This is a genomic window from Burkholderia sp. KJ006 (assembly GCF_000262695.1).
GTDB classification, from domain to species: Bacteria; Pseudomonadota; Gammaproteobacteria; order Burkholderiales; family Burkholderiaceae; genus Burkholderia; species Burkholderia vietnamiensis.
The window spans coordinates 794,535-811,495 of record NC_017922.1; the positions used below are offsets into that span (position 1 = coordinate 794,535).

The window sequence follows — 16,961 nt, forward strand, 5'->3', positions numbered from 1 at the left end:
GGCATTGCTTATCGAACCTGTGCTACGTCGGTTGAGGCAATGAGCTGCGCCCCACATCGTGTGTGATCGCCGTCCCGCGATAGTGACGCTGTGCCATCCTTCATCCTGTCGCTACCTTCGACGATCTCGTTGTCGCCGTGGATCGGACAAGAGACCTTGTCGCCGACGCGTGCTGCACGACGCCCCTTTACCTTGATGCGATCCGAGCCGGTCAGAATCGTGCCGCCGTGGCTCGTTGCGTCACCTTCATATGCGAGATGTTTCATCGGTTGCCTATGTTTAAAGGAATCCACTTCACCGAAATGTTCAAGATCCGACATGCAGACTCGGGTAGTTCATCACTGAGACTTATTTCGCCCTGTTGCGTCAGTATTTCATAAATTCCATCGCCACGATAATTTATACCCCAGGCGATGATTTAAAATGCATTAAGTGACCATGCAGAGTCGAAAAAATATTGACTCGATTATTGACACCCCACTCTCAATCGAGTATCGAGTAAATTCTAATTTTTTGCACCCACCACGGCTTTATAAGGCCCAAGAACAACGGAATACTCTGCGATTCCATTTTCAATGTAAATCATTGACTTTTCCCCAGTGCCGACGCATCGAACACGTTGTTCTTTACGTTTCCCACTAGGCAATCACCGATACCTGTAGCCCCATATCCGCCGGTCACCAATGCAAATAAAATCGCAATTACCACGAGTGATCTAAAAATAGGCATTATTTATCTTGGCGCGCATAAAATTCTCTTTTCGAGTGTACCGCAACCGCCACTACAGGTCCAATTATTGCAACCGTTACTGCCTGACAAGCTTCCATAACGACCCCACCGAAAAATCCAAGAATTTCCCAAAGAATCAAGATTCGACGGTTTATTTACCTGCGGGGCACGCGCTTACATCTTCACAATGAATCCATCGTTCGATAATATTTCCGCTCTTCTGACGATATCTCGATACAACAAACCCCTTCGATATCCCAGATTCATTCACCAATACTGAATCACCTCGCACAAGATAGGCCGCCGTAACTGATGATTTATCAGGCATTGCATATAGATATGCCTTCCTTGAAATCACTGTATGTCCGACCCAGACACTCGACTCAACTGGCGCTACGTGGATAGACGTGCCATTCCGATCGCCAGCCAGAATCTTCTTCAGCTTGGCGCTGTTTTCAGCGTCTCCATCTCTCTGCAATTTGGCAAGCAGTTTCGAATAAGCACTTCTATTACCTGTGTTCGGTGGATCGCACGCGAGCAGATTATCAAATGTGGTGCCTTCCGCCAGATATGCTAGGATTGGTGGCTGCGAAGTTTGGTATCCGCTTTTGCGTTTCGATGAATAAGCGGCATAGATGTTCGCTACATTAGGTGGATTAGCGAAGATCGGCTCAATGTTAACCGACCACTGGTGAGGCGAGTGCCACTCTCCACCACAGACTGCATCTTGCGCCACATGCACAACGCAACCGTCCTTCATACGGACGAAGGCACACATATACTCGGAATGCGCAGACACACCACTGGAATCAGCGAGATCTCCTTCAGCAGAGAAATTCACGATAGCGTACTGTTTGTCGGGAGACAGACTGTTTTTGCTGGGCTCGTAAAATTCCAATCCCTCGTCGAAAGGGATAAACATCGTGCCATCTGGTCGCTTAAAGCGAAGTGATCGGTAAGCGTTGTGTCCGCGATTTGTATACTCTAAAGTACTTGATTCACCCGGCACACTTACTTGTGCCTGAACGCAGACAGATAGTACTGTCAAGAACAAAAATATTGATCCACGAATCATTTGAAGTCCTACAGCATTCCGCGAAGTTGATTGTAACGCTCTACAGCATTGTTCATATGGCGTGATGGACCATAGATCTGAATAAGTTCGGCTTCATACTGCGATCTGTTGTCACCCCATTGCGCCGGGTCCGCCGCCAATCCCGTGTGCCGTGCCCGCAGTGTATTAATCGATGTCCCAAGGTCTTTGGAGACATTACCGGGTGCGTTGACGTCGTGATCAAGAACAAGCGCGCGACCCAGCCGGGATAGAAGGAAGTCACTTGCGGGATTACTATAGCCACTCGGCTTCTTAGAGATGGCAATGTGCAAACGGCCAATGAAATCCACGACCTGCTTCTTCTGATACTGCTCATTGAGCATCGCGTGCGCGATGGAAGCCAATGGTTTCGACTCTTTTGGGAATCCGCTGTCTGCTTCTTGAAACCCCTTCTTGATGAAGTCATAGAGTTCCTGTCCAGTGATTTTTCTGTTTTCGGTATCGCTGGATGAATAGTAAATCCTCGGGCCTTCTTCCTGCACAACGGACCATCCGCATCGGCCAAAAATCTCCTCAAACAGACTAGGATTTTCGTCCCGAAACTCCAAGATCTGTTGCGGGAGTTCTCCATAGCCTTCTGGTGTCACGGTCTTCTGCATGGCACCGACACTGAATATCTGCCAATCCCAGGCCTGCACAGCATCCATATTGCCTTCGTTGGATGACATGGCGACCACGATTGCCCTTTCGTCCTCGGTGGCCTTGGACTGGGCAATGAGATCGTCCCATCCTGTGAACTTATCCAACTTCTTTGTACCAGAAAAAACTGGGCCATAGTATGTCTGAGGCGGATGGTGACGTCGATGTCTTACCCAACGATAGCGGTTAAATACCTTAGCAAGACAACTTCCGCAGGCGCAGGTATCGCCCTTGAAGAAATTCCCCCCTAACGCAATCGGATGAATATGAAAAACCTCCGGCCCGGGGAAGCCCGGTATGCCTGCTTTCACCTCGGCCCACCACGCAAGCTTGTCGATTCGTTTCTGCTCTTCCGCGTGTTGCACCCGCGACACCGGGTCCGACGGCTTGTCCAGCGCGGCGATCAACTGCTTCCATTTACCGGGATTCGCCCACTCGCTTTCGTGTTTTACGATCAGGCGTGAGGCAGCCTGCATCAGCCACGGGTATCCGCCACGCTCGGTCTGCGACAGTGTGGATAGCTCAGAAGCGGCCTGCTTGCCATCCCCTTTCTTGAACAGACGGTCGTACACCTTGAGCATCAACGGGCTGAGATTCGCTTGCGCAGCAAGGTTGGCATCTCCGTTCGTATAATCCACCCATTTCTGGGTTGTCGCGAAAATCGTATGCGTTGGATCATGAGCATCCGAGACGCACTCGAAGTCGATCCACTTCTGCGCGAATTCCCGCGTTACCTTCCCACTTGGGTGGTTGAAGTCGCATACCCAGCCGTCGATCGGTTGACCTTGTGCATTCACACCGTCAACGTGCCACCAGTTCACCGGGAAACCTGGAGTGGGCTGCGGATGCGGTTCGGAGACCCGCCGATTCGGGTCGCGTGCCAGTTCGGCGAGCGAGTACACCTGAACGGCGTCCATCTTTCTCAACTGCGGGTCCGCGCCTGGGACAAACTTTTTGTCCTGGCGTTGATACAGCACCGTGCCGGGCTCGATTCGCAGGATCGTCGGCTCGGACGGCAAGCCGAGCGCTGCCCAGCTCTTGTCGTGCGGACTGTTCTGGCCCACCCAAGCTCGCCCCTGTGTGATGAACGGCTGGATGCTGTCGTCGCAGAAGATCTCGATGTGCGCCATCCGGGATCCCGACGTGCCTTGCTTCAATGAATCGTAACGGCCAAGGTGACCGATTGGGTCGCCAGCTTTAATTGGGATGCCACCTCCGGGCTGATTCGCCACCACGATCACGCGGTCGAACATCGAGTCAGGGAAGATCTCCGCAACGACGGGCCCGCCGTTCTCCTTCCCCAAATAAACCCATCCTCCGATGGCACGGGACGGTTCGACGTACCCGCCGGCTTCGGACGGATACAGCGAGGCCCCTTGCAGATCCGTTACTTGGCCCCAACCCTTTTCCATCTTGCCAACGCTAATGCTGGCCCCTTGCGGCACAATGCCGATGGTCTCGCCGTGTGGATGACTTTTGCGAACCCGCAATCCCTGCTGCGATGGATCGGCCATCTGTCCACTGCGCCCCTGCAAGGGTCTGTCCTGCGCGTATTGCGTGACCTTCCATTGCCGTGGCCAATACGATGGTTTTTCACGTTTCGGGAAGTTCGCGTAGTCCTCATTGGACATCAAGTGCATGTACAGGCTGTAGAACGTCAGCTTCGTGCCCTGCGGGAATTCCATGGTATGCCGCACCAGTGCGAAGCCCGTGCTATACGGCGCTTGTACCGCCGATCCGCCAGCGGCCACCGCGATCTCGCTAACCGGATAGGTCTTGTTCGCGCGAAACGCAATCAGCACACCGTCGGCGATACAGCGCAACCCCGCATCGAGATCCAGCGATTGCCCTGCTCCGGCTTCCGTAACGTGGATGCCGCCGTGCCACATCCAATTTCGGCTGGCCAGATACGTGCCCGACTGCTCGCGCTCGGCCAGTAGCCGGTAAATTTCGTGCTCGTCGGTGAATTGAGCGGCAGCCTCGGACTTGCCCTGTCCCTTGCGCAGGAACGGAAACGCGAACGGCAGCAGCTTCAGCTTGGCTGGAGCGGGTGTGGGCGAATTTCTCGGTGTGGGTTGGCTCGTCATCGTGGTAACTTACTCAGAAAATCCGAAATTCGTTGCGGCCTTCACATCGTTGAGCGGCACCTTGGACCATGTGGGGAACTTGAAGCTGCCACCGTCAGGATCGTCAACTTTCAGGTTGCCCTTGAGTTCAATTTCTCCGGCCGGGCTGCCCAGGATGATCTGGCCGCCCGCGAGCTTGATGTAGGCGCCAGAGCCGTCTCCAATCGTGACGCCTTTGCGGCCCGTAATGATTGCTTCGCCATCCGATGAACTAACGACCATATCCAGCATCGACATCAATTCCATCGCGTCGGACTGCGCTTGCACTTGTACCTTGCCCTTCGCAGCAAAAATCCGGATGCCCAGCTTCGCAGCGAAAAGCGAGATCGTCTCACCGGCAGCGATGGCGATACGCTTCACGACGCCGACATCGAGTCCGTCGCCTGCGGTAACGAACATCTGCTTGCGAGACGCGAGTTGCATCTGTCCGCCGGTCGTAAGGCCCAACCCTTCCGGAGCCGTCGCCATAATTACCGGCTTCTGCAGGCCCTTGAGTTTTTGCTGGATCAGTACGCGCTGTTGATCGATATCAGCCTGCAATGCCTTCGCAGCATTCGCCGAATCATTAAGCGCACGCAGAATTTGTTCGGCCTGCTCGAGCGTCATGTCGGCATCCTGCATGGCGAGTTGCTGGCCCGCCGCACCAGGTTGCCCCTCCGCGCTGACCAGCACCCCTTTTGCTCCCCGCAGTGCCGCAGGTCCATCCGTGCGCAACTCCGCGCCTTTTCCGCGCTCCTTGCGATCGAGGTCGACCATATGACCGAGAGTGAGCTCACTGGCCTGGAACGGGCTCATCAGATGGACATGTTCGTTGCCTTCTCTGTCCTCCATCCGCTGCGTATTCCCCGCAGCAGTCACAATGAGATTCCGCGTGTGATTGAGGTTGTTGACGAGATCCGGATGCAAACTGTCATGCATGGCCCCGATGATCACGGGCCGATCCGGATGACCGTCGGTAAAGACGATCGCCACCTCCGCCCCATCGATCAACGGGAAGTGATGCCCATAGTTGTCGCCGCTATAAGGCTTCGCGAACCGCACCGGCCGGCTCGTCCCACCCGGACTCCATTCATCGAGGTCGAACGGCAGCTTGATCACGTACCAGCCTTGCTCGGTCAAGTACGCATATTTGTAGTTGCCCGGCGAAGTGATGCGAGCCGGCAGAATGCCGTCGACGGCTGGCTTTGATATCGACGCCATCGCCGTACGCCACACGCGATCGGAAGGAATCCCCTCGAAGGTCACCCAATACGACTGATCGCGGCCGCCGTGCGACTCCACCGACGTGACGAAGATCCCATGCTTCGCGTCGGACGGATTGGGCTCGAGCCGCATGACTTCACCCGCCTCGAGCCAGAACGGATTACCGGTGCCCTTGAAGGTGATCTGCGCAGCCAGAAACTCCTCATGCCGCCGGCGAGCGACACACTTGCCTTCCTCCGGCGTCTCGTAGTGCTCGCCCCAGCTGTAATCGATGCCGCTCGTCGTCTTGTCGTCGCGCGCAGCATTTTCCTCGACCAGCAGCGACACACCGGCCTGCCGGTGGTTGTAATCGTGCAGCCGCACGGCTTCGGGTACGCGCCTGGTGCGCTTGTCGAGCGTCTTGATCGCGTCGGCACCCGAACTCTCGAGCCCCGCGTCGCGCCGGTACGCCAACGTACGTTGCTTGCGCGAATAGGCATCCAGATCGTCGCCGAACACGAGCACGGCGTGATCCTTCTTCTGCTCCCAGCGAAACCAGATTCCCTCCTCCGTACAAATGCGCCGGATAAAGGCAAACGTGGTCTCGTGATACTGAGTGACGTACTCGCGACGCTTGTACTGGTCACGAAGCTGGAACTGGAAATCGACGCCTGCCCGGTAGCCGTAATGACGCAGCGTGTCGGTCACGATTTCGTCGACCGACTGCTTCTGAAACAGTCGGCTCGTCACACCGCGGTTCAGGTCGGCGAGTTTGGGCTCGAGCCGAACCCGATAATGCGTCTGATCGTTCGAGGTGCCGAACTCGTCGAACTCGGTGATGATGCCGTGGATCGTATACGCCGTCGGCAACGCGCTGAACTGCTCCGCATTCTCGCCGAACATCCTGCGCAGATAGTTCATGTTCGGATCGACCGGCGAGACGATGAACTTCGCCGGGCGGCCAACCACCTGGTCCATCGGTATACCTGCCACCGGGCTCGTGAACTCGATGTCGTAGTGGTACAACTCGCTCACCGCGTCCCGCCCGGTGAAGCGGAGGACGGAGGTCGGCGCCGGGTGCGGCGCCAGCTTCAGTTCGTAAGCCTGTGACGGCAATATCATCGACATGGATTTTCTCTCAGGTGCACGGACACAACGGCACCACCGGGGCGACCTCGGCCGCCCCGGCCGGTCATGCATCAAACGTCAGATCAGCCCTTCGCCTTCGGCATCTGCGACACCAGCGACAGCCCGATATCCATCCCCTCCACCTGGAAGTGCGGAATGATGAACAGCTTGATGCGGAAGAATCCCGGGTTGTCCTCGATGTCCTCGACCGTCACCTTCGCCTCGCGCAACGGATGCGATGCCTGCAGCTCGTCGCCCGGATCCTTCATCTCGGTCACGAGGCCCTTGATCCAGTTGTTCAGCTCGAGCTCGAGCAGACGCCGGTCCTTCGTCGTACCGATGTTCTCGCGCTGAATCAGCTTGAGGTAATGGGCGATGCGCGACAGCAGGAAGATGTACGGCAACCGCGCATTGATGCGGCTGTTGGCCGTCGCCTCCTTGGTCTCGTACAGCGCCGGCTTCTGCGTCGAGCTCGCCGAGAAGAAGCACGCGAAATCGTGGTTCTTGTAGAACGACAGCGGAATGAAGCCGAGGTTGGCGAATTCGAACTCGCGCGTCTCCGGGATCAGCACTTCGGTCGGAATCTTCGGCTGCACGCCGGTGCCGAGGTCATACAGGTGCACCGGCAGGTCCTCGACCTTGCCGCCTGCCTGCGGGCCGCGGATCTGCACGCACCACCCATTGCTCACGAAGCTGCGCACCATGTTGGCCGCGAACGCGAACGACGCATTGACCCACAGGTACTTGTCGTGGTCCGGGCCTTTCACCGCCTCTTCATAGTTGAAGGCGCGCACCGGCGTCGTGTCCTTGCCGTACGGCAGGCGACCGAGCACGCGCGGCATCGTCAGGCCGACGTAGCGCGCATCGTCCGTGTCGCGGAAGCTCTTCCACTTGATGTATTCGGCGCGATCGAAGTAGTTGCCGATGTCCTGAATCGCAGCGACCTCTTCCATCGACTTTTTGCCGAAGAACGCGGCGCCGACCGCCCCGATGAACGGCATGTGCGCCGCGGCCGCAACCTTCGAGATGTTGCGCAGCAACGCGACGTCCTGCGGCGAATGCGTAAACTCGAAGTCGCTGACCATCGCGCTGATCGGCTGGCCGCCCGGCGTGTCGTATTCCTCGATGTAGGTGAGGCGGTACAGGCCGCTCTGGATCAGTTCGGGCGTGTCCTCGAAGTCGCGCTGCAGCGCATCCTTCGACACGTCGAGCACTTCGATTCGCGCGTTCTTGCGGAAGTCGGTGCGCGAAACCAGCATCTTCAAGCCGCGCCAGCGGCCCTCGAGCGCCTGGAATTCCGACGAATGCATGACCGCGTCGAGCTGCCGGCTGATCTGCCGGTCGAGCTGGCCGATGTAGAAGTCGAGCAGCGATTTGTCGAGCCGCTCGACCGGCTTGCTCTCCTTCGCGATGAGGTTGAGCAGCGCGTCCATCCCGCGCGCGACGCGTTCGTCGGCCGATGCCTCCGACAGCGTGTCGTTGTCGCGGAACGCCTCGAGCGGCCGCGCTTCGGCCACCGGCTTCAGGTTGATCTTGTTGCACAGCGCAGCGTAGACGCTGTCGTTTTCGAGCACCACCGTTTCCGATGCGCCCTGGCTCGCTTCATTTTGCTTCATGGTTCTCTCAGTCCCGTTTCGTATGGCTGCGTGGTTGCGTGATGCGGTGACGGCTCGCTTGGGCAGGCCGCGCTCAGGCATGACCTTCCTGTTGCGTCGCGGCCGTGACGATCTGCGCCAGCTCGCCGCGCAGTTTCGCCGTGAGGCGCTTGTCCTTCAGGATCTTCTCGAACTCGCGACGGAACGTGCCGTTGTCGAGCAGATTCGACTTCAGGTCGCGCAGCAGATTGCGCATCGCCAGCATCGCCTGCAGTTCGGGGATCTGGCGCGCGACCTGCTCCGGCTCGAAATCCTTCATCGAGCGGAACGAAAGATTCACCGGCAGTTCCGTGCCGTCGTCGGCCAGCGTATTGTCCGCCGCGATCTTCAGATCCGGCGCGTAGTCGGCCAGAACGGCATCGAAGTTGTTCTTGTCGATATTGACCTTCTTTCGCTCGGCCAGCGGCGCCTGCTCACGGCCCGCACTGAAGTCGCCCGCGACCAGCAACTTCAACGGCAGCTCGACCTTCTTCTGAGCCCCGCCCGTATGCAAATCCAACGTAATTGAAACGCGACTCTTCGGAATCTCTCTCTGGAAGCTATCCATTTGCAATCCTTATTTGATAATGGGCAAGCGTTTGGCAGGCAATCGAACCATTCCCGTACGACGATGCCGCCCTCGATTCAGCGCGCACACGCGCAATGCACGACATGCAGCAAACCGATTCGGCATCGTTCCCCGGGTTCGTACGGCGAAGTGGCATGGCACTTATACACGGTAAACCGACAGGCCGTCAAAGCACGAATCACTCGACCCATCCGGATTAAATGTCATAGACAGTTAAATCTCAAAATAACCTGTCAGTTCACTCCAGCGCCTTATCTCGAAAACAAAAAATACATAAACGTCGTCAAATCGTCGCCCCGTCGCGCCGACCTCACCAAACCGTTGTGCCACAAGACGGAGGCCGTTGCACGATTGTCTACCCTATGCTTTTTCACCAGCGCACGCCACGATCCATAAAACACGACATCAAAACAAATAATCCACTTTATTTAACATTTAATGGCACACAACTCCGACACCATTAGTAAACCAAACTACTTGGTTTTAGCCTCATCGCCTGGCTCTTTCAATAAAGTTCGTGTATAGGTTACGCCGTTGTACCGAATAGCGAACCGCCGCACCACACGAGAGACCATGCGAATCGATAAGCCACTTTGGCACGAGGGCCTAATCCTGACTCAGCAGCATTTTCAGCAGCAGGACAGATGGGCTGAATTTGCGTTACGTCAGTACGCCTCTGCGGCAATTGCGGAACCGTGGGGCACACTCGCCGTCGAGATCGACGAAGAAGCCCTGGCGACAAGCCGCCTGAAACTCACCCGTCTGAGACTGTGCTTTCCCGACGGCACCCCGATCGACACGACGATCGCCGATTCGCTGCCGCCCGCGCGCGACCTGACGCGAGGTGTGCCGACCGATCTTCAAAGCGTCGTGGTGCTCGCGGCGCTTGCGCTGCCCGATGCAAACGGCAGCAATTGCCGCTTCGACGAAGCCGTGCTCGCCCGTCCGCGGCGCTCGTACCGGGAGTTCGTCAAGGTCCCCGATCTGAATGGCACCACCGAGACCGAAATCGCAGCCGAACGGCATGCGGTGCGGCTGCTGTTCGACTTCGAGTCGCACGCCGACGACACGGTCTGCGCGATCGCGCGGCTGACGCGCGGCTCGAGCGGTCAATTCCAGGTCGATCACCGGTTCGTGCCGCCGTGCCTGACGCTCGGCAGCCATCCGCTGCATCTCGAACGGATCCACCGCATCGCCGACATCCTGCACGCCAAGAGCCTCGCGTTAGGCGCTCGCCGCAGCGAGCGCCTCGAGCAAGTCGCCGAATATGGCGTGGCCGACGTGCAACTTTTCTGGCTGCTGCACTGCATTCACGCAGCGTGGCCGCAACTGCGCCTCTTCGTGACGCACCCCAGCCGGTCTCCTGAACAGCTGTATGCGACGCTCGCTCAGCTGGCGAGCGCGCTGATCACGTTCTCGACCACGGTGCAGCTCACGGACATTCCCGCCTACGACCACTCGCGCGCCGACGAGGTATTCGCGCGACTCGAAACGATGATCCGCGAGCTGCTCGACGCGATCATTCCATCACGCGTCGTGTCGATCGGCCTGACCCGCAACGGACCGACGACCTGGACCGGCCAGTTCCTCGACGAGCGGATCGTCGCGGATGCGGCCGACTGGTACCTGTCGGTCAATGCGCCGATGCCTGCATTCGAGCTTGCCGAGCAATTTCCGCGGCTGTGCAAGATCGGCGCGCCGGACGACGTCGAACACATCATCAACTCCGCGCTGCTCGGCGTTCCGCTGAAGGCGGTGCAGCGCGTGCCGTCCGCGATTCCGGTACGTCTCGACAATCACTACTTCGCGCTCGATTCGGCCAGCGTCGTGCACAGGAAGATGCTTGCCGCACGAGCGTGCCAGATCTATCTGCCCGCGTCGATTCCGGACGCGTCGCTCGAACTCTACGCGGTGCTGCGCTCATGAAAGCCCTGAAGCTCAATCGACCCGCTGCAGCGCTGATGCAAGGCGCGGCAGGCCCGGGAAACGCGCCCGCCGACGGCATTCGCGACCTGCTGCGCGATACGGCGCTGCTGGTCACGACGCTGACGTCGGGCGGACAGGTTCCGGACGCAATCGCCCTGCGCGCCCGCTGCAAGCAGCTCGTCGAGCAGTTCGCGAGCGCGCTGGAGCGCCGCGGTTTTCCCGACGACGTTCGCAACGAGGCGCTGGTCGCGCAGTGCGGGCTGCTCGACGAGGCCGCGCTGCGGCATTTGCCTGCCGAATCGCGGTCGGGATGGGAACAGAAGCCGCTGCAGGTCGAACAGTTCAACTTGCACGAGGCCGGTGAGCGGGTGTTCGAGCGACTCGACGCGCGCATGCGGGAAGCGTCGCCGTCGGTGGCCCTGCTCGAGTGCTACGCGGCGATTCTCGGGATGGGCTTCGTCGGCCGCTACGCGCGCGAGGGCGAAGCGAAACGCGCCGCGTTGATCGCATCGCTCAATGCCAAGCTGGAGACGCTGCGCCCGCCGTCCGAGCGGCCGTTCATCGCGGATCGTGCCGGGCGGCGTCTCTCCGACTGGTTTTACCGGCTGTCGCCATGGGCCATCGCGGGCCTCGCCGTGATTGCGGCGGCGATCGTATGGGGCGTCTGGTCCGCCGTGCTCGACGCGCAACTCGCGCAGCTGATCGCAACGAAGGCCGTCCGCCCGTGAAATCCGACCTCCCTGTTCTTTCGTCGGCGTCGCCGCGCACGCCCGACCGTGGCCACGAAGGGCTCGGCTATCCGTCCCGGCTCATGATCGCGTTCGCCGCGGTGCTGGCGCTCGCGGTGGTTTGGCTCGTGCTTCCGCTCGGTTCGGGCGTCGCGTGGGGGATCTCGGCATTAGTCGGCGTCGCCGCGCTCGCGATGATCGCGTGGCACACGCGCAGGCTTGCACGCGCGCGCGGCGACAGTGCGCACGTGCTGGCCGCGCTCGGCGCCGCCACCGCAGACATTCCGGTGAAGCTGCGCACGCGCATGCCGCTCGTGCTGGTGACCGGAGACGGCCTGCCCGCACTGTTCGACCGAACGACGGAAACCCGCCATGCGCACGTCGGCGACGGCGGCATCTGGCTGCGCGTCGACCGCGTGCAGGATCTGCCGCGCCTGGCCGTGGCGGTCAGACAGTGGCGCGACGGCCGCGCGCCGGATGGGATCGTGCTGTCGATCGCGCCTGCGCTGCACGCGGACGCCGAAGTACTTTCGCAAAAGTTGCGGGTCGTTCGTCAAGCGGCCGCCGATGCCATGCGCATGTTGGGCGTGCGGCTGCCTGCGTACGTTGCGGTCTATCAGCGGCTCACCTGCGGCCCGCTCGGACTGTCGACGCCCGAGTGGTACGGCGTGTCGTCGGCCACGCAGCTGGCAGGCGGCGCGCGTTTCGAGCCCGCGATGCGCACCGCCGAAGACCAGGTCCGGCGCGCGGCCGACGCCCGCGTTGCCGCCACGCGCGCCGCCGCGCTGACATCGGTGATCGGCTGGACCCAGCGCGTGGTTTTTGCCGCGCTGGCGGACCGACAGCAGCCGGCTACCGGGTGGCCGTTGTTCGGCGCCGGCTGGATCGACTGCGGACCGGCCAGCGATTCGGAAAAGCCGTGGGAACGCGATGTCAACATGCAGGCGCGCGTGAGCCGCGCGGGCTCGGCCGCGTCGCCCGCGCCGTGGCCGTTGCCGCAGCCGCTGATCGAAGCGATGCCGCGTCGATACTGGATGTCGCCTCGTCTCGTCGCCACTTTCCACGCGCTGGCTTTGCTCGCCTGCGCCGCGGGCGCTGCGTTCTGGGGCGCGGCCCGCAACAACGAGGCGCTGTTGAACCGGGTCGGCGCGGATCTCGGTCGCTATGCGGCGGTCCCGGCCGATCATCATGCCGCGCAGCGCGACGCGTTGACGGCGCTCGTCGCCGATCGCGATCAACTCGATCGTTACGCGCGCACCGGCATTCCGCTGCGCCTGTCGTTCGGCATGTATCGGGGCGCACGGCTGATTGCGCCGTTGAACGACGCGATCGCCTCTTACGTGCCGCCTGCCCCGCCGCCGGCGATCGTCACGCTCGACAGCATGTCGCTGTTCGACAGCGGCAGCGCACGGTTGAAGCCCGGCTCGAACCACGCGATGGTCGGCGCGCTGGAAATGATCAACGCGCATCCCGACAAACGCATTCTCGTCGCGGGCCATACCGACGACACGGGCGACCCGAACGCCAACCTGAAGCTGTCGGCCGCGCGCGCGCAAGCGGTACGCGACTGGCTGGTCGACGCGTCGGGCATTGCGTCGACCCGGTTTGCGATTCAGGGCTACGGCATGACGCGGCCGCTCGCCAGCAACGATACGGCCGAAGGCCGCGCGCGAAACCGTCGCGTGGAAATCACGCTGGTCCCGGACTCGGGCAAATAGCGATTCACGTTTGGCCCCCGAAGCGGTCCGCTTCGGGATTCCGAAGCTCGGGGGCGAGCTCCGAGCAGGTTTAGTAGTGCAAAAAAGGAGTAAGACAATGGCAATTCCCGCATATGCGTGGTTCAAGGACGACGGCGGCGCCGACATCAAGGGTTCGGTCACGGTTCAGGACCGCGAAGGCAGCGTCGAAGTCGTCGCGTTCGATCACGGCGTGCATATCCCGACCGATGGCAACACGGGCAAGCTGACGGGCACGCGCGTCCACGCGCCGATCACGTTCACGAAGGAAACCGACGCGTCCACGCCGTACCTGTACAAGGCGGTGACGAGCGGCCAGACGCTGAAGTCGGTCGAGATCAAGTGGTACAAGATCGACGACGCGGGCAAGGAGAAGGAGTACTTCAACACGAAGCTCGACAACGTCAAGATCGTCGCGGTGCGTCCGAAGATGCTCGACATCAAGATCCCGGACTACGAGAAGCACAATCACCTCGAAGAAGTCGAGCTGCGCTACGAAACGATCACCTGGTCGTACAAGGACGGCAACATCGTTCACAAGGACACGTGGAACGAGCGTTCCTGACCGGTCCTGTCTCGTGCCGGAACTGCTGACCTCTGGCGGTTCCGTTGCCGGCCTGACCGATTCGGGCCGGCTTTTTTCTACCTGGGAGCGGGCGGCGAAATACATCGTTGCCCGCTCCTCTTCGTGACCAAACTTCCCGATGATCTCGCGCGATACCACTCACCTGCTCCGCCGGCTCAATACGCATTGCGCGAAGGCGCTCGAAGCGGCAGCCAGTCTGTGCCTGGGGCGAATGACGGATGAAATCACCGTCGAGCACTGGCTGTTGAAACTGATCGAGGCAGGTGATGGCGACATCCCGGCGATTCTTCGGCACTACGCGATCGACGTCGACAAGGTGTGGGACGCGCTGATCGCGTCGATCGATCGGCTGCCGCGCAATCTGCGCGGCAAGCCGGCGATCTCGCTGCAACTGGCGACCGTCCTGCAGGACGCGTGGCTACAGGCGTCGCCCGACGGCGAAGATACGTCGATCCGGTCCGGCAACCTGTTGCAGGCGATCGTCGCCACGCCATACGTTCTGCGCGCGCAAGACGCCTGGCCGCTGCTGTCGATCAGCAGCGCGCAGATCGAGCGCCTGCTGCCGCGCCTCGCGCATCGATCCTGCGAAAGCCGCGTCGAACCCGAAGCGATGGCCGACGCGGATGCCGACACGCCGTCTGCGAGCGACGAACCGCACGGCCAGGCCGACGAGCACGCAACCGAAGCGGCATCGGTACGTAGCCGGTCCACCGACGGCGAAGCGCTCGCGCGCTTCGCGATCGATCTGACCGACAAGGCGCGTCGCGGCGACATCGATCCGGTCTTTGGCCGCGACCGCGAGATCCAGCAGATGGTCGACGTGCTCGCGCGTCGACGCAAGAACAACCCGATCCTCGTCGGTGAACCGGGCGTCGGCAAGACCGCGCTCGTCGAAGGGCTCGCGCTGCGTGTCGCCAACAAGGACGTGCCGAACGTGATTCGCGACGTTCGGATCCTGACGCTCGATCTCGGCCTGCTGCAGGCCGGCGCCGGCGTGAAGGGCGAATTCGAGCAGCGCCTGAAGAACGTGATCGACGAGGTGCAAGCGTCGCCGGAGCCGATTCTGCTGTTCATCGACGAAGCCCATACGTTGATCGGCGCCGGCAACGCCGCCGGCGGCGCCGATGCGGCCAACCTGCTGAAGCCGGCCCTCGCGCGCGGCGAACTGCGCACCATCGCCGCGACCACGTGGTCCGAATACAAGCAGTTCTTCGAGCGCGACGCCGCGCTCGAGCGACGCTTTCAGATCATCAAGGTCGACGAGCCCGACGACGATGCCGCCTGCCTGATGCTGCGCGGGCTGAAGAACCACTACGCGAAATACCATCACGTCCACATCCGCGACGAAGCGCTCGTGGCCGCGGTCAAGCTCTCGCGCCGCTACATCCCCGCTCGGCAGCTGCCGGACAAGGCGGTCGACCTGATCGATACGGCGGCCGCGCGCGTGCGCATGGGGCTCGAAACGCCGCCCGCCGAACTGCAGCGCGCACGCGCGGCGGTGTCGGCGCTCGAGCTGGAGCAGACGACGCTCGACGCCGATGCGCAGGCCGGGATCGACGGCATCGAGAACCGGCGCGAAGTGCTGGCGCGCGCGCTGAGCGACGCGCGCAATGCGCTCACGCTGTTGCAGACGCGCTATACCACCGAACTCGAACTGGTTCAGCTGGTGCATGAGCAGCGCGCGGCGAAAGAAAACGCAGAGGCCGTCGCCGAACTCGGATCGCTCGACGACGCGCAGCAGCTCCTCGCCGATGTGCAGGGCAAAGCACCGCTAGTGTTCGTGGACGTCGATGCGGCGGCCATTGCGCGCGTCGTCGCCGAATGGACCGGCGTGCCGGTCGGCAGCCTCGTGGAGGACGAGCTGCAGAGCTTGCTGACGCTCGAACGGCAACTGGCCACGCGGGTCGTCGCGCAGGACGATGCTCTCGGCGCGCTCGCCGAGAGCTTGCGGACCGCCAAGGCCGGCCTCAAGAACGAGAACGCGCCGCTCGGCGTCTTCCTGCTCGCCGGCCCGTCGGGTGTCGGCAAGACCGAAACCGCGCTGGCGCTGGCCGACCTGCTGTTCGGCGGGGAGGCCGCGCTCACGACGATCAACATGTCGGAGTATCAGGAAGCGCATACGGTGTCGCAGCTGAAGGGCTCGCCGCCCGGCTACGTCGGCTACGGCCGCGGCGGCGTCCTGACCGAAGCCGTGCGGCAACGGCCGTACAGCGTCGTGCTGCTCGACGAGGTCGAAAAGGCGCATCGCGACGTGCTCGACATGTTCTATCAGGTGTTCGACCGCGGCACGATGCGCGACGGCGAAGGACGCGAGATCGACTTCCGCAATTGCGTGATCCTGATGACGTCCAATCTCGGCAGCGCGCAGATCGACGACGCCACCGCCGACGATCCGCACATCACGCAGGCGGCGCTGCTCGACGCGATTCATCCGCAGCTCGTCGCGCACTTCCAGCCCGCGTTGCTCGCACGCTTCCAGTCGCTCGTCTACCGGCCGCTCGATGCCGCCGCGCTGTCGTCGATCGTGCGGCTGAAGCTCGCGAAGGTGGCCGAGCGCCTGCGCCGGCAACACGACGTCGAACTGTCCTGCGACGACGCGCTGATCGGCTCGATGGCCGAGCTTTGTCTCGCTCGCGAATCCGGCGCGCGCAACGTCGACGCGTTCCTTAATCAACGCATTCTGCCGACCGTGTCGCGCGAGCTGCTCGCGCGCATGGCCGCCGGCGACATGCCGGCGAAGATCGTCCTGTCGAGCTCGGCCGACGGCAACCTGACGATCGATTTCGTCGCCCGGGACGCCGTCGCGGCCGGCCCGAGCGAGCCGGCATCGGCCGCCGCGTGACG

Annotated in this window: 11 protein-coding genes; 5 read left to right on the forward strand and 6 right to left on the reverse strand. The window is 61.2% G+C overall.

From position 1 onward, the window contains the following. Positions 1 to 8: 8 nt before the first annotated feature. The 6 genes from MYA_RS30545 to tssB form a co-directional block, all read right to left on the reverse strand. Complete coding sequence (locus MYA_RS30545; RefSeq protein ID WP_081053530.1) at positions 9 to 266, reverse strand: PAAR domain-containing protein; 258 nt, start codon at positions 264 to 266, stop codon at positions 9 to 11. A 614-nt stretch (positions 267 to 880) separates the two neighbouring features. Continuing rightward, on the reverse strand, positions 881 to 1,651 hold the full coding sequence (locus MYA_RS31595) for a hypothetical protein (protein WP_148278617.1): 771 nt from the start codon (positions 1,649 to 1,651) through the stop codon (positions 881 to 883). 161 nt (positions 1,652 to 1,812) lie between these two features. Then, positions 1,813 to 4,569 (reverse strand): hypothetical protein, encoded by a 2,757-nt coding sequence (locus MYA_RS27505; protein WP_014726089.1) that lies wholly within the window; start codon positions 4,567 to 4,569, stop codon positions 1,813 to 1,815. A gap of 9 nt (positions 4,570 to 4,578) precedes the next feature. Next, the gene (locus MYA_RS27510; protein ID WP_014726090.1) at positions 4,579 to 6,918 is read right to left on the reverse strand and encodes a type VI secretion system Vgr family protein; all 2,340 of its coding nucleotides are present in this window, start codon (positions 6,916 to 6,918) and stop codon (positions 4,579 to 4,581) included. An 83-nt stretch (positions 6,919 to 7,001) separates the two neighbouring features. After that, positions 7,002 to 8,534 (reverse strand): type VI secretion system contractile sheath large subunit, encoded by a 1,533-nt coding sequence (tssC, locus tag MYA_RS27515; RefSeq protein ID WP_014726091.1) that lies wholly within the window; start codon positions 8,532 to 8,534, stop codon positions 7,002 to 7,004. 73 nt (positions 8,535 to 8,607) lie between these two features. Beyond that, entirely contained in the window at positions 8,608 to 9,120 is a 513-nt protein-coding gene (gene tssB / locus MYA_RS27520) for a type VI secretion system contractile sheath small subunit (RefSeq protein WP_014726092.1), read from the reverse strand. A 594-nt stretch (positions 9,121 to 9,714) separates the two neighbouring features. Here tssB and tssK point away from each other — a divergent pair. From tssK to tssH, 5 genes are all read left to right on the forward strand, one after another. After that, positions 9,715 to 11,067 carry a type VI secretion system baseplate subunit TssK gene (gene tssK / locus MYA_RS27525; protein ID WP_014726093.1) on the forward strand — a complete coding sequence of 451 codons (1,353 nt, stop codon included), beginning with the start codon at positions 9,715 to 9,717 and terminating at the stop codon, positions 11,065 to 11,067. Next, positions 11,064 to 11,795: a DotU family type IV/VI secretion system protein gene (locus MYA_RS27530; protein WP_014726094.1), complete on the forward strand. Its 732-nt coding sequence runs from the start codon at positions 11,064 to 11,066 to the stop codon at positions 11,793 to 11,795. The genes tssK and MYA_RS27530 overlap by 4 nt, the downstream gene beginning before the upstream one ends. Continuing rightward, positions 11,792 to 13,513, forward strand: coding sequence for an OmpA family protein (locus tag MYA_RS27535; RefSeq protein WP_014726095.1), 1,722 nt, complete (start codon positions 11,792 to 11,794; stop codon positions 13,511 to 13,513). Before MYA_RS27530 ends, MYA_RS27535 begins: the two co-directional genes overlap by 4 nt. 97 nt (positions 13,514 to 13,610) lie before the next feature. Then, the gene (locus MYA_RS27540; RefSeq protein ID WP_014726096.1) at positions 13,611 to 14,096 is read left to right on the forward strand and encodes an Hcp family type VI secretion system effector; all 486 of its coding nucleotides are present in this window, start codon (positions 13,611 to 13,613) and stop codon (positions 14,094 to 14,096) included. A gap of 139 nt (positions 14,097 to 14,235) precedes the next feature. After that, positions 14,236 to 16,959 (forward strand): type VI secretion system ATPase TssH, encoded by a 2,724-nt coding sequence (tssH, locus tag MYA_RS27545; protein WP_014726097.1) that lies wholly within the window; start codon positions 14,236 to 14,238, stop codon positions 16,957 to 16,959. The last annotated feature ends 2 nt before the right edge of the window (positions 16,960 to 16,961 follow it).

What these genes read in the sequence shown, in the direction of transcription:
- tssC (WP_014726091.1), bottom strand. Translation starts at nt 8,534, where the DNA reads ATGAAGCAAAATGAAGCGAGCCAGGGCGCATCGGAAACGGTGGTGCTC.
- tssH (WP_014726097.1), top strand. Translation starts at nt 14,236, where the DNA reads ATGATCTCGCGCGATACCACTCACCTGCTCCGCCGGCTCAATACGCAT.
- MYA_RS27510 (WP_014726090.1), bottom strand. Translation starts at nt 6,918, where the DNA reads ATGTCGATGATATTGCCGTCACAGGCTTACGAACTGAAGCTGGCGCCG.
- MYA_RS27505 (WP_014726089.1), bottom strand. Translation starts at nt 4,569, where the DNA reads ATGACGAGCCAACCCACACCGAGAAATTCGCCCACACCCGCTCCAGCC.
- MYA_RS27530 (WP_014726094.1), top strand. Translation starts at nt 11,064, where the DNA reads ATGAAAGCCCTGAAGCTCAATCGACCCGCTGCAGCGCTGATGCAAGGC.
- tssK (WP_014726093.1), top strand. Translation starts at nt 9,715, where the DNA reads ATGCGAATCGATAAGCCACTTTGGCACGAGGGCCTAATCCTGACTCAG.
- tssB (WP_014726092.1), bottom strand. Translation starts at nt 9,120, where the DNA reads ATGGATAGCTTCCAGAGAGAGATTCCGAAGAGTCGCGTTTCAATTACG.
- MYA_RS31595 (WP_148278617.1), bottom strand. Translation starts at nt 1,651, where the DNA reads ATGTTTATCCCTTTCGACGAGGGATTGGAATTTTACGAGCCCAGCAAA.
- MYA_RS30545 (WP_081053530.1), bottom strand. Translation starts at nt 266, where the DNA reads ATGAAACATCTCGCATATGAAGGTGACGCAACGAGCCACGGCGGCACG.
- MYA_RS27540 (WP_014726096.1), top strand. Translation starts at nt 13,611, where the DNA reads ATGGCAATTCCCGCATATGCGTGGTTCAAGGACGACGGCGGCGCCGAC.